The following is an 18,966-nucleotide window of genomic DNA, read 5'->3' as shown; positions in this document are numbered from 1 at the left end:
CCGGACAACCCGGCTTTGTGCGACAGGGACGAGCCCCGCGGGGCACCCTATTGACGTTCAGTCTAACAACTGCCACAGTCGCCCACGTCGCATGACAGGCGCGCGTCCCCGGCCGAGGCGAGCGGGGGAGCGTGCCGCCGGGCGGAGGAGAGGTGATGCGCGTGTCGCCGCTGGAGGGCGCGCGGGAACGCCGGGTACGGTCCGGCGAGGTCGAGCTGTGCGTGGCCGAACTCGGGGATCCCGGGCGGCCGACGGTCGTCCTGGTGCACGGCTACCCGGACAGCAAGGAGGTCTGGTCCGAGGTGGCCGGACGGCTGCGCGACCGCTTCCACGTCGTGCTGTACGACGTCCGGGGCCACGGCCGCTCCACCGCCCCGCGGCCGCTGCGCGGCGGGTTCACCCTGGAGAAGCTCACCGACGACTTCCTGGCGGTCGCGGACGCCGTCAGCCCGGACGAGCCGGTGCACCTGGTCGGCCACGACTGGGGCTCGGTCCAGTCCTGGGAGTTCGTCACCGTCGCGCGCACCGAGGGCCGCATCGCGTCCTTCACCTCCATGTCCGGACCGTCGCTCGACCACTTCGGCCACTGGATCAACTCGCGTCTCACCCGCCCCACCCCGCGCCGGGTCGGCCAGCTCCTCGGCCAGGGCGCCAAGTCCTGGTACGTCGGCGTGCTGCACACCCCCGTACTGCCCGAACTGGCCTGGCGCGGCCCGCTCGGCAAGAGGTGGCCGAAGCTGCTCCAGCGCCTCGAACAGATGCCCGCGGGCGACTATCCGACCGCGTCACTGCCCCAGGACGCGGCGCACGGCGCCTGGCTGTACCGGGACAACGTCCGGACACGGCTGCGCCGGCCGCGGCCCGACGCGCGCGCCCACGCGCCGGTGCAGCTCATCGTCCCGGCGGGCGACGTGTTCCTGTCGGAACGGCTGTACGACGGCCTGGAGCAGTGGGCCCCGCACCTGGTGCGCCGCACCCTTCCCGCCCGGCACTGGGTCCCGCGCACCCGGCCCGACCGGCTGGCCGACTGGATCACGGAGTTCGTGGACACCGTCGAGGACGGCCGGCCCGCTCCCGCGGCCACCGGCCGCCACGCCGACCGCTTCGCCGGGCAGCTCGTATTGATCACGGGCGCGGGCAGCGGCATCGGACGGGCCACGGCGCTCGCCTTCGCCGCCGCCGGGGCGCGGATCGTGGCCGTGGACCGGGACGGCGAGGCCGCGGCCCGCACCGCCGGGCTGGCCCTGCCGCTGGGCGCGCGGGCCGCCTGGGCGGAGACGGCGGACGTCTCCGACGAGAGCGCCATGGAGAAGCTCGCCGAGAAGGTCGCCGCCGAGTACGGCGTGGTGGACGTCCTGGTGAACAACGCGGGCATCGGCCTGTCCGGCTCGTTCTTCGACCACACCGCGGCGGACTGGAGAAGCGTCCTCGACGTCAATCTGTGGGGTGTGATCCACGGCTGCCGGCTCTTCGGGAAGCAGATGGCCGAGCGCGGCCAGGGCGGCCACATCGTCAACATCGCGTCGGCGGCCGGCTACCAGCCGTCGCAGGTGCTGCCCGCCTACAGCACGTCCAAGGCCGCGGTGCTGATGCTCAGTGAGTGCCTGCGCGCGGAGCTGGCCGGGCAGGGGATCGGGGTCACGGCGATCTGCCCCGGCTTCGTCAACACCAGCATCACCTCCACGACGCGCTTCGCGGGCGTCGACGCGGAGGAGGAGAAGCGCCGCCAGAAGCGCACGTCCCGGCTGTACGGACTGCGGAACTACCCGCCGGAGAAGGTCGCCGACGCGATCCTGCGCGCGGTCGTCCGGGACGCGGCGGTGGTGCCCGTGACCCCGGAGGCGCGCCTCTTCCACGCCCTGTCCCGCTTCAGTCCGCGCACGCTGCGCAGGCTCGCACGGGTGCGGCCACGTCTGTGAGTTCTGCCCGACGCGCTGCCGGGCAGGCCCGGGGCGGGTGAAATCGCCTGCCCCGGACGCCAGTTGTCCACAGAATCCTCAATCTGCCTGTGGATAACCTCACTTGGCTGTGGATCAAACCTGCCCGGCGAAAAAGTTCAGCGCGAGGCTCGTCTCTCGCGGCAGGCTGGTGGCATGGACGAACAACGCACCGTGAAGGTGTCGAAGTACCTCTCCCGGCATCTGCGCCACCAGCCCGGGAGGATCGGGCTCACGCTCGACGAGGCCGGCTGGGTCGGGATCGAGGCCCTGATCGCGGCGGCGGCCGGGCATCGCTTCCGGTTCACCCGCGAGGAGCTGGACCACGTCGTCGCCACCAACGACAAGCGGCGCTTCGAGATCCGGGGCGAGCGCATCCGGGCCAGCCAGGGACACAGCGTCGACGTGGACCTCGGGCTGCCGCCGGCGACCCCGCCGCCGTACCTCTTCCACGGGACGGTGGGCCGCGCCCTCGACGCCATCCGCGCCGAGGGGCTGCGGCCCATGAACCGGCACGACGTGCACCTCTCGCCCGACCGGGAGACCGCGACCCGCGTGGGTGCCCGCCGTGGCCGGCCGGTCGTGCTCGCCGTGGACGCCGCCGCGATGCACCGCGACGGCCATGTCTTCCGGGTCAGCGCCAACGGCGTGTGGCTGACACAGGCCGTACCGCCGCAGTACCTGCGGTTCGGCTCGGGTCACTGACCCGGTCCGGCATGATCGTGGGCATGGACCGTCATCTCGCCACGACCGAAGCCGCCGTCACCGCCTGTCGTGCCCTCGCCGCCGCCTACGCACGCGAGATCGAGGTGACCCACGACATCGGCGCCGACCAGACCTCACGACGCAGCTCCGTGGGGGTCGGCGTCACCACCGACCCGGACGGTTCGCTGCCGCACGAGGCGTTCGTCGAGTTCGGCGGGCTGCCCCGGCTGACCGTGCAGCTCTATCCGGAGGACGACGCCCTGATCACCGTCGAGGGCGTCCGTTTCCACGATGTGCCCCGCGACGACGTCCCCGCATTCCTGCGCTCCGTCCTGGAGGGCACCGCGTTCGTCAAGGCGCGGCGTTTCCCGCCCGGCTACCGCCTGGTCGTCCCCCTGCCCGGCGACCGCACGTACAAGGAACTGATCCCGATGATCGGTCTCACCTCGTGGCTGAGCAGCCACGTGCGGTGACCCGTTTCACGTGAAACACGCGGGGCCCTAGGCTCGGTGTCATGAGTCTGCGCCTGAGCACCGTCATCCTCCCCTACCGCCGGTGGCACGAGGGCGGCCGTGCGGCGTGGACCCGCGCCGAGCAGCTCGGATTCCACACCGGCTACACCTACGACCATCTGTCCTGGCGCAGCTTCCGGGACGGCCCGTGGTTCGGTGCCGTGCCGACCCTGACCGCCGCGGCGGCCACGACCGAGCGCATGCGCCTGGGGACCCTGGTGACCTCGCCGAACTTCCGGCACCCGGTCACCCTCGCCAAGGAACTGATCTCGCTCGACGACATCTCCGGCGGCCGGCTCACGCTGGGCATCGGGGCGGGCGGCACCGGCTTCGACGCCACCGCGCTCGGGCAGGAGCCGTGGACACTGCGGGAGCGCGCCGACCGGCTGGCCGAGTTCGTACCGCTGCTGGACCGGCTGCTGACCGAGGACACGGTGTCGTACGAGGGCGACTTCTACTCGGCGCACGAGGCGCGGAACATCCCCGGCTGTGTGCAGCGGCCCCGGCTGCCGTTCGCCGTGGCCGCCACGGGTCCGCGCGGGCTGCGCCTGGCGGCGCGGTACGGGCAGGCGTGGGTGACCACCGGCGATCCCCAGCTGTACGAGGAGGGCACGCCGGAGCAGTCCGTCCAGGCGCTGCGCGGCCAGGTGGAGAAGCTCGGTGCCGCGTGCGGGGCGGTCGGACGGGACGTGAGCGGTCTGGACAAGATCCTGCTCACCGGATTCACCCCGGACCGGGGGCGTCCTCTGGAGTCCCTCGACGCTTTCGTCGACTTCGCGGGACGGCACCAGGAGCTGGGGTTCACCGAGATCGTCCTCCACTGGCCGATCCCGGACTCCGATTTCGCCGCGGACGAGAAGGTCTTCGAGCAGATCGCCACGGACGCCCCCGCTCAGCTGGCGTGACCGAAGCCCGCTCGGCCGGCGTGACCGAAGCGACGTCTCACCTGTGCGCAGACCCGCACGATCGTGCGAGGCGATACGGGACAATGAGGCGGTGACCTCAGCGACGCGACAGCCCGAGCCCCCGGCCTCCTCCCAGCTCTCGACCTCGCTCGCGCGGGGAGCGGCCCCCGCCGTCCCCCCGCGGCTGATCGCAACCGATCTTGACGGAACGTTGCTGCACGACGACAAGTCGGTCTCCCCGCGCACGGTCGCCGCCCTCGCCGCCGCCGAGGAGGCCGGTATCGAGGTCTTCTTCGTCACCGGCCGCCCGGCCCGCTGGATGGATGTCGTCAGCGAGCATGTGCACGGCCACGGCCTGGCGATCTGCGGCAACGGCGCGGCCGTGGTCGACCTGCACGGCGGGCCGGGCGCCCACCGTTTCGTCAAGGTGCGGGACCTCGCCCGGGAGAACGCGCTGGAGACCGTGCGGCTGCTGCGCGACGCGGCACCCGGCACCGCGTACGCGATCGAGCAGACGTACGGATTCCATCAGGAGCCGGACTATCCGAAGCTGCACATGGAGGCGCCGGACACCCTGGCGCCCGCCGAGGAACTGCTGGCGCCCGACGGCGCCACCGCCCGGTACCCGATCCTGAAGATCCTCGCCTCGCACCCGACGATCGACCCCGACGCCTTCCTCACCGTGGCCCGGCTCGCGGTCGGTGACCGCGCCACCGTCACCCGCTCCAGCCCCAGCGCCCTGCTGGAGATCAGCGGACCCGGTGTCTCCAAGGCCAGCGCCCTCGCCCTGTGCTGCGCCGACCGCGGCATCTCCCACGAGGAGGTCGTCGCCTTCGGCGACATGCCCAACGACATCGAGATGCTCACCTGGGCCGGCCGGTCCTACGCCATGGGCAACGCCCACCCGGACGCCGCCGCCGCCGCGACCGGACGCACCGCGGCCAACAACGACGACGGCGTCGCCCTCGTGATCGAACGGATCCTGGCCGAGCGGCGCTGACGGCAGCCGCCGACGGCGCGCCGGGTCCGGCACGCCGTCGGCTCTTCTACCGGGCCGCCACCAGCAGTTCGGCCGCCGACTCCCGCTCGGCCATGCTCCGCAGCGGACCGGGCAGGGCGAGCAGTTCCGCGTACGGTCCGCGCTGGACCACTCGTCCCTCCGCCAGGACGATCACCTCGTCCACGGCGTCGAGCCCGGCCAGCCGGTGCGTGATGAGCAGCGTCGTACGGCCCTCGGTGGCACTCAGCAGATCGGCGGTGAGCGCGTCGGCGGTCGGCAGGTCCAGATGCTCGGCCGGCTCGTCGAGGACCAGGACGGGGAAGTCGGCGAGCAGGGCACGGGCCAGCGCCAGCCGCTGCCGCTGGCCACCCGACAACCGGGCGCCGTGCTCCCCGACGAGCGTGTCGAGACCGTCGGGCAGGCTGTCGGCCCAGTCCAGCAGCCGGGCACGGGCGAGCGCGGCCCGCAGCGCGGGCTCGTCGGCGTCCTTCCTGGCCAGCAGCAGGTTCTCCCGCACCGAGCTGTCGAAGAGGTGGGCGTCCTGGGCGCACAGGCCCACGAACCGCCGTACGGTGTCGCCGTCCAGGGAGCGGGCGTCGACCCCGCCCAGGCGGTAGGTGCCCGACGCCGGGTCGAGGAACCGCAGCAGCACCTGGGCGAGGGTCGTCTTGCCGGCCCCGGACGATCCGATGACCGCGACCCTGCGGCCCTCCTCCAGGGTGAGGTCCAGTCCGGCCAGCGCGTCCGTCTCCTGGCCCGTGTGCCGGGCCGTGAGGGACCTCACGGTGAGCGGGAAGGGCGTCGCGGGCTCCGGGTGCGCCGCCTCCGGCTCGCGGACGGGCTCGGGGGCGTCCAGGATCTCGTACACACGCTCGGCGCTGCGCCGCACCCGCTGGCGGTGGCGGACGGCGAGCGGCATGCCGAGGACGGCCTCGAAGGCGGCCAGCGGGGTGAGTACGACGACGGCCAGGGCCACGCCGTTCAGCCGCCCCTCGGTGACCGCCTGGGCGCCGACGAGTGCCGCCGCCGTCACGGTCAGGCCCGACAGGAGGGCGGTGAGCCCGTCGCCGAGCGCGGTCGCGGTGGCGGCGCGCGAGGCGATCCGGGTCAGTACGCCGTCGGCGCGGCGGGCCTCGGCGGTCCGCGCGGGCAGCGCGCCGGCGACCGTCAGCTCGGCGGTCCCGGTGAGCAGGTCGGTCACACGGGTCGCGAGGACACCGCGGGCGGGAGCGAGCCGCCGCTCGGCCCGGCGTGCCACGGCACCGGTGATCACCGGGACGCCCGCCCCGGCCGCCAGCAGTCCCGCGGCGAGGACCGCACCGGCCTCGGGCAGCAGCCAGGCCGTGAAGGCGACGGAGGCGGCCGACACGGTCACCGCCGCACCGGCGGGCAGCAGCCAGCGCAGCCAGTAGTCCTGGAGCGCGTCCACGTCGGCGACGAGCCGCGACAGCAGATCGCCCCGGCGGGTCCGCCGCAGCCCGGCGGGAGCCAGCCGCTCCAGCCGCCGGTAGACGGCCACGCGGGTCTCGGCCAGCATCCGCAGCACCGCGTCGTGCGACACCAGCCGCTCCGCATAGCGGAAGACGGCCCGGCCGATACCGAAGGCCCGCGTGGCCGTGACGGCCACCATCAGATAGAGCACCGGAGGGTGCTGCGACGCCCGGGAGATCAGCCAGCCGGAGGTGGCCATCAGTCCCACGGCGCTGCCGAGGGCGAGGCTGCCGAGCAGCATGGCCAGGGCGAGGCGGCCGCGGCGGCGGCCGCAGGCCGCACGGACACGGGCGAGAACGCCGCCCGCCGCCGGGACAACGCCGCGCCCGGTCGCCTGTTCCTCCGCGAGGGGCGCGGCCGGTCCGGCCGTCGTCTCCCGCGCCGCCGTCGCCTCTGCCGCCTCTGCCCCGTCTCGCACGGCCGCCGCTGCCGTGTGCGTCCGGCCCCGTGTCTCGGTGCCTTCCAGGTGCACCACCCGGTCCGCGGCCTCCAGCAGCGCGGGCCGGTGCACCACGAGCAGCACCGTGCGTCCCGCGGACAGGCGCCGTACCGCTTCCACGATGCCGGCCTCGGTCTCCCCGTCCAGCGCCGCCGTCGGCTCGTCGAGCAGCAGGACGGGACGGTCGGCGAGGAAGGCACGGGCGAGCGCGAGCCGCTGCCGCTGGCCCGCGGACAGCCCCGTGCCGTCCTCGCCCAGAACGGTCCCGGTACCGTCCGGCAGGGCGTCGACGAACGTCAGCGCGCCCGCGTCGGCCAGCGCCGCGCGGACCGCGGCGTCGTCCGCGCCGGGCCGGGCGAGGCGGACGTTCTCCGCGATGGTCCCGGCGAACAGCTGGGGCCGCTGCGGCACCCAGGCGATGTGCGAGCGCCACTGCTCCGGGTCGATGTCGGACAGGTCGGTGCCCGCGACGCGTACACGGCCCGTGGTGGGCCGGAGGAACCCCAGCAGGACGTTCAGCAGCGTCGACTTGCCCGCACCGCTCGGCCCGACGAGCGCCACGGTCTCGCCCGCCTCCACCGTGAAGGACACCTCGGACACGGCGTCCGCCGACCGCCCGGGATAGCGGACACCGACGCCCTCGAAGGTGAGGGCCCCGGCGGGGACGGCCGCCGTGCCGGACTCCGGCACCGGCGTCCCGAGGACGTCGAAGATCTCCTCGGCCGCCGCCAGCCCTTCGGCCGCCGCGTGGTACTGCGCGCCCACCTGACGCAGCGGCAGATAGGCCTCGGGCGCCAGCACGAGGATGACCAGGCCGGTGTACAGGTCCATGCCGCCGCTGACGAGCCGCATCCCGATCGTGACGGCGACCAGGGCGACCGACAGCGTGGACAGCAGTTCCAGCGCGAAGGAGGACAGGAAGGCGATGCGCAGCGTACGCAGGGTCGCCCGCCGGTATTCGTCGGTGATGCGCCTGATCGACTCGGCCTGCGCCTTGGCCCGGCCGAACACCTTCAGGGTCGGCAGGCCGGCCACCACGTCCAGGAAGTGCCCGGACAGCCTGGACAGCAGACGCCACTGCCGGTCCATACGGGACTGTGTGGCCCAGCCGATGAGCATCATGAAGACGGGGATGAGGGGCAGGGTGCCGACGATGATGGCCGCCGACACCCAGTCCTCGGTGACGACCCTGGCCAGTACCGCCACCGGGACGACCACCGCGAGTCCGAGCTGCGGCAGATAGCGGGAGAAGTAGTCGTCCAGGGCGTCGATCCCGCGCGTGGCCAGCGTGACCAGCGAACCGGTCCGCTGCGCGCTCAGCCAGCCGGGGCCCAGCGCCGTGGCGCGGGCGAGCAGCCGCCCGCGCAGCTCGGATTTCACCGCAGCGCTCGCCCGGTGCGCCGCCAGCTCGGTGAGCCAGGAGACCAGCGCCCGGCCGCAGGCGACGGCCACCAGAAGCAGCAGGGGGGTGCGGAGGTCGGCGACCGGCATCCGGTGCTGGAAGGCGCCGACCACCACTTCCGCGATGAGCATGGCCTGGGCGATGACGAGCCCGGCGCCCAGAGCGCCCAGGCCAATGACGGCCATCAGGAAGAACCGGGTGGCACGGGCGTAGTGGAGGAGACGCGGATCGATCGGTTTCACGTGAAACATGCCCTTCGGCCCACCGGGGTGCGTTTCACGTGAAACGCACCCCTCACCGGACTCAGTGCGCGGCTTCGGCGATGTGCTGCGTGCCGATCCGCTTGCGGAACACCCAGTACGTCCATCCCTGGTAGAGCAGGACGACCGGCGTGGCGATCCCCGCGCACCAGGTCATGATCTTCAGGGTGTAGGGGCTGGACGAGGCGTTGGTGACCGTCAGGCTCCAGTCCGCGTCGAGCGTGGACGGCATGACGTTCGGGAACAGCGACAGGAAGAGCATCGCCACGGCGGCCACGATGGTGACGCCCGACAGGGCGAAGGACCAGCCCTCACGCCCTGCCTGATTGGCCACCAGCGCGGCGACCAGGGCGGCGACCGCGACGACGAGCGCCACCAGGCTCCGGCCGTTGCCCGAGTCGGCCTGTGTCCACAGCAGGAAGGCCAGCGCCACCACGGCCGTCACCAGACCCACGCGCAGCGCCAGAGCGCGGGCCCGTTCCCGGATCTCCCCCACGGTCTTCAGTGCCGTGAACACCGCGCCGTGGAAGGTGAAGAGCGTCAGGGTGACGGCGCCGCCGAGGAGCGCGTACGGGTTGAGCAGGTCGCCGAAGCTGCCGACGTACTCAAAATTACGGTCGATCTTGACGCCTCGGACGATGTTGCCGAAGGCCACGCCCCACAGGAACGCGGGGATCAGCGAGCACCAGAAGATCGCGTGCTCCCAGTTGCGCTGCCAGTTCTCCTCGGGCCGCTTGGCGCGGTACTCGAAGGCGACACCGCGCACGATCAGGCAGACCAGGATGATCAGCAGCGGCAGGTAGAAGCCGGAGAACAGCGTGGCGTACCACTCGGGGAAGGCGGCGAAGGTCGCGCCGCCCGCGGAGAGCAGCCACACCTCGTTGCCGTCCCAGACCGGGCCGATGGTGTTGATCAGCACCCGCTTCTCGGTCCGGTCGCGGGCCAGCAGCTTGGTGAGGACACCGACTCCGAAGTCGAAGCCCTCCAGGAAGAAGTAGCCGGTCCACAGGACGGCGATCAGGACGAACCAGACGTCGTGCAGTTCCATGACGGTGCCTTCCTCGGCCTAGTAGGAGAAGGCCATCGGCTTGTCGGCGTCACGGTGGTCGCCGCCGATCTTCGTGGGCGGGTTGAGGTCGGCCTCCGTCAGCTCGGGCGGTCCGGCCTTCACGTACTTCACGAGCAGCTTCACCTCGATGACGGCGAGGATGGCGTACAGCGCCGTGAAGACGGTCATGGAGGTGAGGACCTCGCCCTGGGAGACACCGGGGGAGACCGCGTGCCGGGTCTGTAGCACGCCGTAGACGACCCACGGCTGACGGCCCATCTCGGTGAAGATCCAGCCCCAGGAGTTGGCGATCAGCGGGAAGCCCAGGGTCCAGATGGCGACGAGCCAGTACAGCCGGCCGAGCTTGGGGCTGAGCGCCTTGTTCTTGAAGAGGACCAGATGGGGAACCTCGTCCTCACCCACCCGCAGATGCTGCGGCAGCATGAACTTCTTCCGGGTCAGCCAGAGCCCGGCCAGTCCGATGGCGAAGGAGGCCATGCCGAAGCCGATCATCCAGCGGAAGGCCCAGAAGGTGACCGGGATGATGGGCCGGTAGTCGCCCGGACCGTACTTCTGCTGCTCGGCCTTGTTGGTGTCGTTGATACCGGGGACGTAGGAGTGGAAGTCGTCGTCCGCGAGGAAGGACAGTATTCCGGGGATCGACAGCTCGACGGAGTTGTGCCCCTTGCTGACGTCGCCGTACGCGAAGACCGAGAACGGTGCGGAGTTCTGGCCGTCCCAGAGGGCCTCGGCAGCGGCCATCTTCATGGGCTGCTGCTTGAACATGACCTTACCGAGCGTGTCGCCGCTGATCGCGGTGAGCAGACCGGCGACGACGACCGTGATCAGCCCCAGCCGCAGCGAGGTCTTCATCACGGAGACGTTCTTCTTGCGGAACAGGTGGAAGGCGGCGATGCCGACCATGAAGGCGCCGCCGGTCAGGAAGGACGCGGCGAGTGTGTGGAACGCCTGGGCGACCGCGGTGTTCTGGGTCAGTACGGCCCAGAAGTCGGTGAGTTCGGCGCGCCCCTTGGCCTGGTTGATCCGGTAGCCGACCGGGTGCTGCATCCACGAGTTGGCCGCGAGGATGAAGTACGCCGACAGGACCGTGCCGATCGAGACCATCCAGATGCAGGCCAGATGGATCTTCTTGGGGAGCTTGTCCCAGCCGAAGATCCACAGACCGATGAAGGTGGACTCGAAGAAGAACGCGATCAGCGCCTCGAAGGCGAGGGGAGCCCCGAAGATGTCACCGACGAAGCGGGAGTAGTCCGACCAGTTCATGCCGAACTGGAACTCCTGCACGATGCCGGTGACCACGCCCATGGCGATATTGATCAGGAAGAGCTTGCCCCAGAACTTGGTCGCCCTGAGGTACTTCTCCTTCTCCGTGCGCACCCAGGCGGTCTGTAGCCCGGCCGTGAGGGCGGCCAGGGAGATCGTCAGGGGAACGAACAGGAAGTGGTAGACGGTCGTGATGCCGAACTGCCAGCGCGCCAGTGTCTCCGGCGCCAAAGCCAGGTTCACGTCGTCACTCTCCTTACGTCGCCGTGCCCTACGGCGGCGGTTTGCCCTGGTGTGACCTGCACAACAGTGCAGCAATCGGACTAGCTTGTGAACGCGTTCACATTCACAAGCAATTATGACGCACGCCCGCCCGGCGTCCGAAGGGGGGTCCCTTTCCGGCCAGCCCCTTGGCAGGAGCTTCAACATATTGTTGAATCCGCGGCATGCGGACACAGCCCGGACAGCCGACACAGCCCGGACAGCCCACGCCACCGACGCGGATACGGATCTCCTGGCCGGCGGGGCACCTCACCGCGGCCCTCGACGACACCCCGACCACGCGGGCACTCGCCGGTGAACTCCCCCTCGTCTCCACCGCCCGCACCTGGGGCGAAGAGGTCTACTTCGACACGGGCACACGTGTTCCACGTGAAACGGACGCCCGGCAGGTCGTCGAGCCCGGCACGGTCGCCTTCTGGACCGACGGCGACGCGCTGGCCCTGCCCTACGGGCCCACGCCCCTCTCACGGGGCACCGAATGCCGTCTCGCAAGCCCGTGCAACGTCCTCGGCCGGATCGACGGCGACCCGCGCCGCCTGGCGACGGTGCGCGACGGCGACCCGGTACGTGTGGAACTCCTCACGTCCCCCTGAGGGCCGCACGGCTCCCGGGAACGGCCGGAAACGACCGCTCGCCGGGGACCGGCGGCCCTCAAGGACCTGTCGTCCCCGCTCTCAGACCTCCTTGAAGAACGTCTCGGCCGTCTTCAGGAAGATGTCGTTCGCCTCGGTCTCCGCGACGGTCACCCGCACCCCCTCGCCGGGGAACGGCCGCACGACCACGCCCGCACGCTCACAGGTCTCGGCGAAGGCCGCCGTGCGCTCCCCCAGCCGCAGCCACACGAAGTTGGCCTGCGTCTCGGGAACGGTCCAGCCCTGGGCACGCAGCGCGTCGACCACGCGCGTGCGCTCGCACACCAGCGAACCCACCCGGCCCAGCAGCTCGTCCTCCGCCCGCAGGGAGGCGATCGCCGCTTCCTGCGCCAGCTGGCTCACTCCGAAGGGCACGGCCGTCTTGCGCAGCGCCGCCGCGACCGGCTCGTGGGCGATGGCGAAACCCACCCGCAGTCCGGCGAGGCCGTACGCCTTGGAGAAGGTGCGCAGCACGCAGACGTTGGGCCGGTCCCGGTAGAGCACCGCGCCGTCCGGCACCTCGGGGTCCCGGATGAACTCGCGGTAGGCCTCGTCCAGCACCACCAGCACATCGCCGGGCACCCGGTCGAGGAACCGTTCCAGCTCGGCCCGGCGCACCACTGTGCCGGTCGGGTTGTTCGGATTGCACACGAAGATCAGGCGGGTGCGCTCGGTGATCGCGTCCGCCATCGCGTCCAGGTCGTGCACATCGCCCGGCGTGAGCGGCACCTTCACCGAGGTCGCGCCGCTGATCTGCGTGATGATCGGATACGCCTCGAAGGACCGCCAGGCGTACATGACCTCGTCGCCGGGACCGCTGGTGGCCTGGATCAGCTGCTGGGCCACGCCGACGGAACCGGTGCCGGTGGCCACGTGCGCGGCCGGCACGCCGAAGCGCTCGGCCAGCTCGTTGACCAGATCGGTGCAGGCCATGTCCGGGTACCGGTTGAAGGAGGAGGCCGCCGCCGTCACCGTCTCCATGACACCGGGCAGCGGCGGATAGGGGTTCTCGTTGGAGGACAGCTTGTACGCCACCGGGCCGTCGCCCGCGGCGGCCTTGCCGGGCTTGTAGGTGGGGATGCCTTCCAGCTCGGCGCGCAGCTTCGGGTTCGTCTCGCTCACCGCAGTCCTCCTCATGGCCACCACCGACATCCAATACTCCATACCTTATGAGGATTGGGCGCTGCTGCGAATGGGTCGGAAGCCATCACCTCGGACCGGTTCCGCACCCGCCGCCCGCCGCACGGACGGCCGCGCGGCCCTCCGTGCGACATCACGGGCGTCTTCGTACGAATATGTACGAATGAGGGGCGCATCTCACATATATCTATGCGCCGGTGGCTTGCGCCGTGGCGCGCGTCGCTCGTGCAGGTGAGTTGAGACCTCTTCGAGACCTCCAGGGCTCGACAGGCCCATGGGTGTCGTCGCATCACGTCCTGGCATGAAATCGCTTAACTGACTCACTTTCTAAGGCAGTTGACCCTTTATGACCATGCAGAAACGTGCCTGTCAATGCGTGCATATGCGTCCGCACTACCCCACCGCATGAGCCCTACTATCGGCTCGCCATGACAGCAGCAGGGAAGCACCAGGTGAGCCGCGCGGATACCTCTCGTCGAGGCAGCCGGCCGGGTCGGGCGGGCATCAGAGACGTGGCCGCCGCCGCCGGAGTCTCCATCACAACCGTCTCCGATGCCCTCAACGGCAAGGGCCGGCTCCCGGACGCCACCCGCCGCCATGTCCGTGAGGTCGCCGACCGGCTGGGGTACCGCCCCTCGGCCGCAGCACGCACGCTCCGTACCGGGAAGTCGGGCCTCATCGGCCTGACCGTGACGACGTACGGGGATGAACCTTTCACCTTCACCGAGTTCGCGTACTTCGCCGAGATGGCGCGGGCCGCCACCTCGGCCGCGCTCGCCCGCGGCTACGCGCTCGTCATCCTCCCGGCGACCTCGCGCCACGACGTGTGGTCGAACGTCGCCCTGGACGGCACGGTCGTCATCGACCCCTCCGACCAGGACCCGGTCGTCAGCGAGCTGGTCCGGCAGGGCTTACCGGTGGTGAGCGACGGCCGCCCGGCCGGCGCCCTCCCGGTCACCGCCTGGGTCGACAACGACCACGAGGCCGCCGTCCTCGACATCCTCGACCACCTCGCCGAGGCCGGCGCCCGCCGCATCGGCCTGCTCACCGGCACCACCACCGACACGTACACCCATCTGTCGACGACCGCCTACCTGCGCTGGTGCGAGCGCGTCGGCCAGGACCCGGTCTACGAGTCCTATCCCGCACACGATCCGTGCGCGGGCGCCGTCGCCGCCGACCGGCTGCTGGCGCGCCCCGACCGGCCCGACGCCGTCTACGGGCTGTTCGACCCCAACGGCACGGACCTGCTCGCCGCCGCCCGCCGCTACGGCCTGCGCGTCCCCGACGATCTGCTGCTGGTGTGCTGCAGCGAGTCCACGGTCTACGCCAACACCGAGCCGCCGATCACCACGCTCTCCCTCAAACCGCGCCGCATCGGCACCGCGGTGGTCCAGCTCCTCATCGACGCCATCGAGGGAGTCGAGTCGGACCAGCCGGTCGAGCAGGTCATACCGACCGAGCTGATCGTGCGCACCTCCTCGCAGCGGCGCCCGCCGCGCACGACCGTCAGCCCGCCCCGGTCACCGGAGGAGCAGTAGGAGCGTCGCGCCGCGGGCCCGCCGAAGAGTGTCCAAACGGGGCGAAAGCCACGGTGAACCTGAGTCCCGTTCCGATTCACCACCCCTGGGTCATCACACGGCGCGATCCGCATTCCTATGATGGGCGCACGACACCGCGGGCCGCTGCGACCAGGCAGTCCGAAGCGGTGCAGACGCGGCGCGATGGTGGAGGGGTCGATGACTCAGGGGGCCGGTCAGGGACCCGAGGTGGAGCGGACGGCGACACTGCGCGACTTCCGCGTGCCCGCGTACATGAACGAGGCCGGTCCGTACCCCACCGGCGCGCCTCCCGCCGAGAGCGCGCCGCCGCACGAGGAGGAGCGCCCGGCGCCCGAGGAGGGCTACCCGGACGTGTACACGCCGACCCAGCGCGACCTGCCCGTCATCCACCGCGGCGACACGGTCCAGGTGACGGTGGACCCCGTCGCCGCGCAGGCCCCGGCCGGGCCCGGACCCCTGTTCGTCGTCGGCGACGTGCACGGCTATCTCGACCAACTGGTCGCCGCGCTCCAGGAGCAGGGACTCGTCGACGCCGCGGGCCAGTGGTGCGCTGGCACCGCGCGGCTGTGGTTCCTCGGCGACTTCACCGACCGCGGCCCGGACGGCATCGGCGTCATCGATCTGGTGATGCGGCTGTCCGCCGAGGCGGCGGCGGCCGGCGGCTACTGCAAGGCCCTCATGGGCAACCACGAGCTGCTGCTGCTGGGCGCCAAGCGGTTCGGCGACACCCCCGTCAACTCCGGTGCGGGCACCGCCACCTTCCAGGCGGCCTGGCTGCTCAACGGCGGCCAGAAGTCCGACATGGACCGCCTCCAGGACCACCACTTGCAGTGGATGGCCCGCCTCGACGCGATGGAGGAGGTCGACGGCTACCTCCTCGTGCACTCCGACACCACCTCCTACCTCGATTACGGCGACTCGATCGAAGCGGTCAACGACACGGTCCACGACACCCTCACGCGCAATGACGCGGACGAGTGCTGGGACCTGTTCCGCAAGTTCACCAAGCGCTTCTCCTTCCGTGACGAGGGCGGCGCCGACGCCGTGCGCTCGCTGCTCGGCACCTACGGCGGCGCCCGCATCGTGCACGGCCACAGCCCCATCCCCTATCTGCTGGGCGAAGTCGGCTCCGAGGACGGCGACGAGGCCGCGGGTCCCGTCGTGGAGGGACCGCACGTCTACGCCGAGGGCCTCGCCATCGCCATGGACGGCGGCGTGACCATGGCCGGAAAGCTGCTGGTCCAGCAACTTCCGCTGGACGTCTGATCGTTCGACGGCCACCCCGTCGGTGCCGGGCCCGGCCGCGGCCCGGCACGCAATTTGTGGAAACCCCCTGTCACCGCGCACCGTCGCGGCTCTACCATCGGTTTATCCGTAGCAGGCTCCCCTCCGTTTCTGCCCGACGGCTCGCTGTCATGCGAGCCCCAAGCCCTACGGAGCATCGGGGGATGCACATGAACAGCGTTCCGCAGCACCTGCTGAGCGAGGACCGCCGGGAGTACGAGCGGATCCTCGATGAGGCGCTGCGCTCCGCCCCACACCACCTGGAAGCGACCGCCGTCGGACAGCGGCTCACCACCGAACAGCTGCGCACCATGGCGCTCAACGCCACCGCCCTGATCACCGCGGCCGCGGCGACCGAGTACCACCACTACGTGACGGTCCGCGAAAAGCTGCGTCGGCCGGCACCGGCCGGAGCGCCGGCCGTCCGGGACCCCGGCACCGCAGAACCGGACCCGGCCGCGCCGGAACTCGCGGCCACCGCCGGCGAGGCCGTGGAGACCGGCGGCGCGGGGGCCGCCGCGGTGGTCGCGGTTCTCGCCCCCGTCCTCGCCGGGATCGCCGCCGCCCTCTTCCTCCTCGTCGGCTACGCCCTGAAGGCCCTCGACCCGGCACCGGCCTTCGCGCAGAGTCTGGTCACCGTCGGCTGGGTGTTCGGCGCCGTGACCGCGGCGGCCCTCCTGGCGGCCGGTGTGGCACTGCTGGCCACCGCGCTGCGCAACCGGCCCGCACCGGACGCCGTGCCGTACGGCGTCCTCGACGAGGACCTCGCACGGGCCCGGGACGCCTGGCGCGAGGCCCTGCTCGAACGGGGCCTCCTGCCGTTCCTGCGCGAGGCCCTCGCGGCCTCCGCCGGTGCGGCGCCGCACCGCGTGGACCCCGCGGCCCCGAGCGGCCGGATGCCGCATCTGGGCTACGGCCGCCCCGGCTTCAGCAGCCCGGACGACGGGGCGGCCCCGGGCTCCCGTCCGAGCTACTCCAGCCCGGACTTCTCCAGCCCGGACTTCGGGGGTCCGGAACACCGCCCGGAGTGAGCGACCGGACCGGTGCCGGACGGGGACGGGATCCGCCGCCCCCTCCGGCACCGGCAGCCGCCGGCTGTCACACCGGTCTCACTCCGCGATCGGCAGGTACACCCGGTTGCCCGCCGCGGCGAACTCCTTCGACTTCTGGGCCATGCCCTCCTCGATGTCGGTCTCGGCCCGGCCGGTGCCGTGCTCGCGGCGGATGTCCTGCGAGATCTTCATCGAGCAGAACTTCGGACCGCACATGGAGCAGAAGTGGGCGGTCTTGGCGGGCTCCGCCGGAAGGGTCTCGTCGTGGAACTCCCGGGCCGTGTCCGGGTCGAGGGCCAGGTTGAACTGGTCCTCCCACCGGAACTCGAACCGGGCGTCGGAGAGCGCGTCGTCCCATTCCTGGGCTCCCGGGTGCCCCTTGGCGAGGTCGGCCGCATGGGCGGCGATCTTGTAGGTGATGACGCCGGTCTTGACGTCGTCACGGTTGGGCAGGCCGAGGTGCTCCTTGGGCGTGACGTAGCAGAGCATGGCCGTGCCCCACCAGGCGATCATGGCGGCGCCGATACCGGAGGTGATGTGGTCGTACGCCGGGGCGACGTCGGTCGTCAGCGGGCCGAGCGTATAGAACGGAGCTTCATCGCAGATCTCCTGCTGAAGGTCGATGTTCTCCTTGATCTTGTGCATCGGGACATGTCCCGGGCCCTCGATCATCGTCTGTACGTGGAAACGCTTGGCGATCGTGTTGAGTTCCCCGAGCGTGCGCAGCTCCGCGAACTGTGCCTCGTCGTTGGCGTCCGCGATGGATCCGGGCCTGAGGCCGTCGCCGAGCGAGTACGTGACGTCGTAGGCGGCGAGGATCTCGCAGAGTTCCTCGAAGTTCTCGTAGAGGAACGACTCCTTGTGGTGCGCGAGGCACCAGGCCGCCATGATCGAGCCGCCGCGCGAGACGATGCCGGTCTTGCGGTTCGCGGTCAGCGGCACATACGCGAGGCGTACGCCGGCGTGGACCGTCATGTAGTCCACGCCCTGTTCGGCCTGCTCGATGACCGTGTCCTTGTAGACCTCCCAGGTCAGCTCCTCGGCCCTGCCGTCGACCTTCTCCAGGGCCTGATAGAGCGGCACCGTGCCGATGGGGACGGGGGAGTTGCGCAGCACCCACTCGCGTGTGGTGTGGATGTTGCGGCCGGTGGAAAGGTCCATGACGGTGTCGGCGCCCCAGCGGGTCGCCCACGTCATCTTCTCGACCTCCTCCTCGATCGAGGAGGTGACCGCAGAGTTGCCGATGTTGGCGTTGACCTTCACCAGGAACCGCTTGCCGATGATCATCGGCTCGATCTCCGGGTGGTTCACATTGGCCGGGAGCACCGCACGGCCGGCGGCGATCTCCTCACGGACGACCTCGGGGGAGACGTTCTCCCGGAGGGCCACGAACTCCATCTCGGGGGTGATCTCCCCGCGGCGCGCATAGGCCAGCTGCGTCACCGCCTGTCCGCCGCGCCCCCGCCGCGGCTGGCGCGGCCGGCCGGGGAACACCGCGTCGAGGTTGCGCAGTCCTCCGCGCGGCGAGGTGTGCTTGATCCCGTCGTCCTCGGGACGGACGGGACGGCCCGCGTACTCCTCGGTGTCGCCGCGGGCGATGATCCAGTTCTCCCGCAGCGGCGGCAGACCGCGCCGGACGTCGGTGTCCACGAGCGGGTCGGTGTACGCGCCCGAGGTGTCGTAGAGGGTGACCGACTCCCCGTTGGTGAGGTGCACCTGACGGACCGGCACCCGCAGGTCGGGGCGGGTGCCCTCGACATACGCCTTGTGCCAGCCGATGGATTTCCCGGCCTCCGGGGACTGTTCGTCCTGGACGGAGGCAGGCGTGCGTGCGTCCTTGTTGGTCATGAGACCTACTCCCTACGCCGGCATTACCCGGTAACAGGTTCGGCGGTCGACGCAGCGGCTTCCGTCCGGCGGCATTTCCCGGGGAACGTCGTACGTTCCACGTGAAACATCGCGAAGACGAAGGTCAGCGCCCTCTCAGCCCGGTGCTCCGAGCTCCCGCGTGTGCAAAGGTGCCTCCACGCT

The 18,966-nt window shown here is 71.1% G+C and carries 14 protein-coding genes and 1 riboswitch; of the genes, 9 read left to right on the top strand and 5 right to left on the bottom strand.

The window, feature by feature from the left end:
* The first annotated feature begins 155 nt into the window (after positions 1 to 155).
* The 5 genes from B086_RS0109980 (at position 156) to B086_RS0109960 (ending at position 5,059) form a co-directional block, all read left to right on the top strand.
* Complete coding sequence (locus tag B086_RS0109980; protein ID WP_018566275.1) at positions 156 to 1,919, top strand: SDR family oxidoreductase; 1,764 nt, start codon at positions 156 to 158, stop codon at positions 1,917 to 1,919.
* A gap of 174 nt (positions 1,920 to 2,093) precedes the next feature.
* Complete coding sequence (locus tag B086_RS0109975) at positions 2,094 to 2,642, top strand: RNA 2'-phosphotransferase (RefSeq protein WP_018566274.1); 549 nt, start codon at positions 2,094 to 2,096, stop codon at positions 2,640 to 2,642.
* Between the two features lie 11 nt (positions 2,643 to 2,653).
* Positions 2,654 to 3,115, top strand: a complete 462-nt coding sequence (locus tag B086_RS0109970; protein ID WP_018566273.1) for a hypothetical protein — start codon at positions 2,654 to 2,656, stop codon at positions 3,113 to 3,115.
* Between the two features lie 41 nt (positions 3,116 to 3,156).
* Positions 3,157 to 4,059, top strand: a complete 903-nt coding sequence (locus B086_RS0109965) for an LLM class flavin-dependent oxidoreductase (RefSeq protein ID WP_018566272.1) — start codon at positions 3,157 to 3,159, stop codon at positions 4,057 to 4,059.
* Between the two features lie 91 nt (positions 4,060 to 4,150).
* Positions 4,151 to 5,059, top strand: a complete 909-nt coding sequence (locus B086_RS0109960; RefSeq protein ID WP_026252273.1) for a Cof-type HAD-IIB family hydrolase — start codon at positions 4,151 to 4,153, stop codon at positions 5,057 to 5,059.
* A gap of 46 nt (positions 5,060 to 5,105) precedes the next feature.
* Here B086_RS0109960 and cydD read toward each other — a convergent pair whose 3' ends face one another.
* Genes cydD through B086_RS0109945 form a run of 3 tightly spaced genes read right to left on the bottom strand, consistent with a single transcriptional unit; the run spans position 5,106 to position 11,226 of the window.
* On the bottom strand, positions 5,106 to 8,642 hold the full coding sequence (cydD, locus tag B086_RS0109955; RefSeq protein ID WP_078531041.1) for a thiol reductant ABC exporter subunit CydD: 3,537 nt from the start codon (positions 8,640 to 8,642) through the stop codon (positions 5,106 to 5,108).
* Positions 8,643 to 8,694: 52 nt separating this feature from the next.
* Positions 8,695 to 9,699, bottom strand: coding sequence for a cytochrome d ubiquinol oxidase subunit II (gene cydB / locus B086_RS0109950; protein WP_018566269.1), 1,005 nt, complete (start codon positions 9,697 to 9,699; stop codon positions 8,695 to 8,697).
* An 18-nt stretch (positions 9,700 to 9,717) separates the two neighbouring features.
* On the bottom strand, positions 9,718 to 11,226 hold the full coding sequence (locus B086_RS0109945; RefSeq protein ID WP_026252272.1) for a cytochrome ubiquinol oxidase subunit I: 1,509 nt from the start codon (positions 11,224 to 11,226) through the stop codon (positions 9,718 to 9,720).
* 203 nt (positions 11,227 to 11,429) lie between these two features.
* Between B086_RS0109945 and B086_RS0109940 the strand changes: the two genes are divergently transcribed.
* The gene (locus B086_RS0109940) at positions 11,430 to 11,858 is read left to right on the top strand and encodes a cyclophilin-like fold protein (RefSeq protein ID WP_018566267.1); all 429 of its coding nucleotides are present in this window, start codon (positions 11,430 to 11,432) and stop codon (positions 11,856 to 11,858) included.
* Positions 11,859 to 11,939: 81 nt separating this feature from the next.
* Here the strand turns inward: B086_RS0109940 and hisC are convergent, their stop codons facing one another.
* Positions 11,940 to 13,019, bottom strand: coding sequence for a histidinol-phosphate transaminase (gene hisC, locus B086_RS0109935; protein WP_018566266.1), 1,080 nt, complete (start codon positions 13,017 to 13,019; stop codon positions 11,940 to 11,942).
* A gap of 446 nt (positions 13,020 to 13,465) precedes the next feature.
* Here hisC and B086_RS0109930 point away from each other — a divergent pair, with 446 nt between their 5' ends.
* The 3 genes from B086_RS0109930 to B086_RS0109920 all read left to right on the top strand — a co-directional run bounded on the left by B086_RS0109930 (position 13,466) and on the right by B086_RS0109920 (position 16,914).
* A complete protein-coding gene (locus B086_RS0109930) occupies positions 13,466 to 14,578 on the top strand; it encodes a LacI family DNA-binding transcriptional regulator (protein ID WP_078510031.1) in 1,113 nt (370 codons plus the stop codon).
* 183 nt (positions 14,579 to 14,761) lie between these two features.
* Positions 14,762 to 15,865 carry a metallophosphoesterase gene (locus B086_RS0109925; protein ID WP_267880884.1) on the top strand — a complete coding sequence of 368 codons (1,104 nt, stop codon included), beginning with the start codon at positions 14,762 to 14,764 and terminating at the stop codon, positions 15,863 to 15,865.
* A gap of 182 nt (positions 15,866 to 16,047) precedes the next feature.
* Entirely contained in the window at positions 16,048 to 16,914 is an 867-nt protein-coding gene (locus B086_RS0109920) for a hypothetical protein (protein WP_018566263.1), read from the top strand.
* A gap of 78 nt (positions 16,915 to 16,992) precedes the next feature.
* On the opposite strand, the gene thiC is transcribed toward B086_RS0109920, so the two are convergent.
* A complete protein-coding gene (gene thiC, locus B086_RS0109915) occupies positions 16,993 to 18,783 on the bottom strand; it encodes a phosphomethylpyrimidine synthase ThiC (protein ID WP_018566262.1) in 1,791 nt (596 codons plus the stop codon).
* A riboswitch (TPP riboswitch) is annotated at positions 18,776 to 18,953 on the bottom strand. (Overlaps the previous gene by 8 nt.)
* Between the last annotated feature and the right edge of the window lie 13 nt (positions 18,954 to 18,966).

The sequence above is a fragment of the Streptomyces sp. PsTaAH-124 genome (assembly GCF_000373685.1).
GTDB classification, from domain to species: Bacteria; Actinomycetota; Actinomycetes; order Streptomycetales; family Streptomycetaceae; genus Streptomyces; species Streptomyces andamanensis.
Note: the sequence above shows the minus strand (reverse complement) of the source record. Positions and strands in the feature narration are given on the sequence as shown.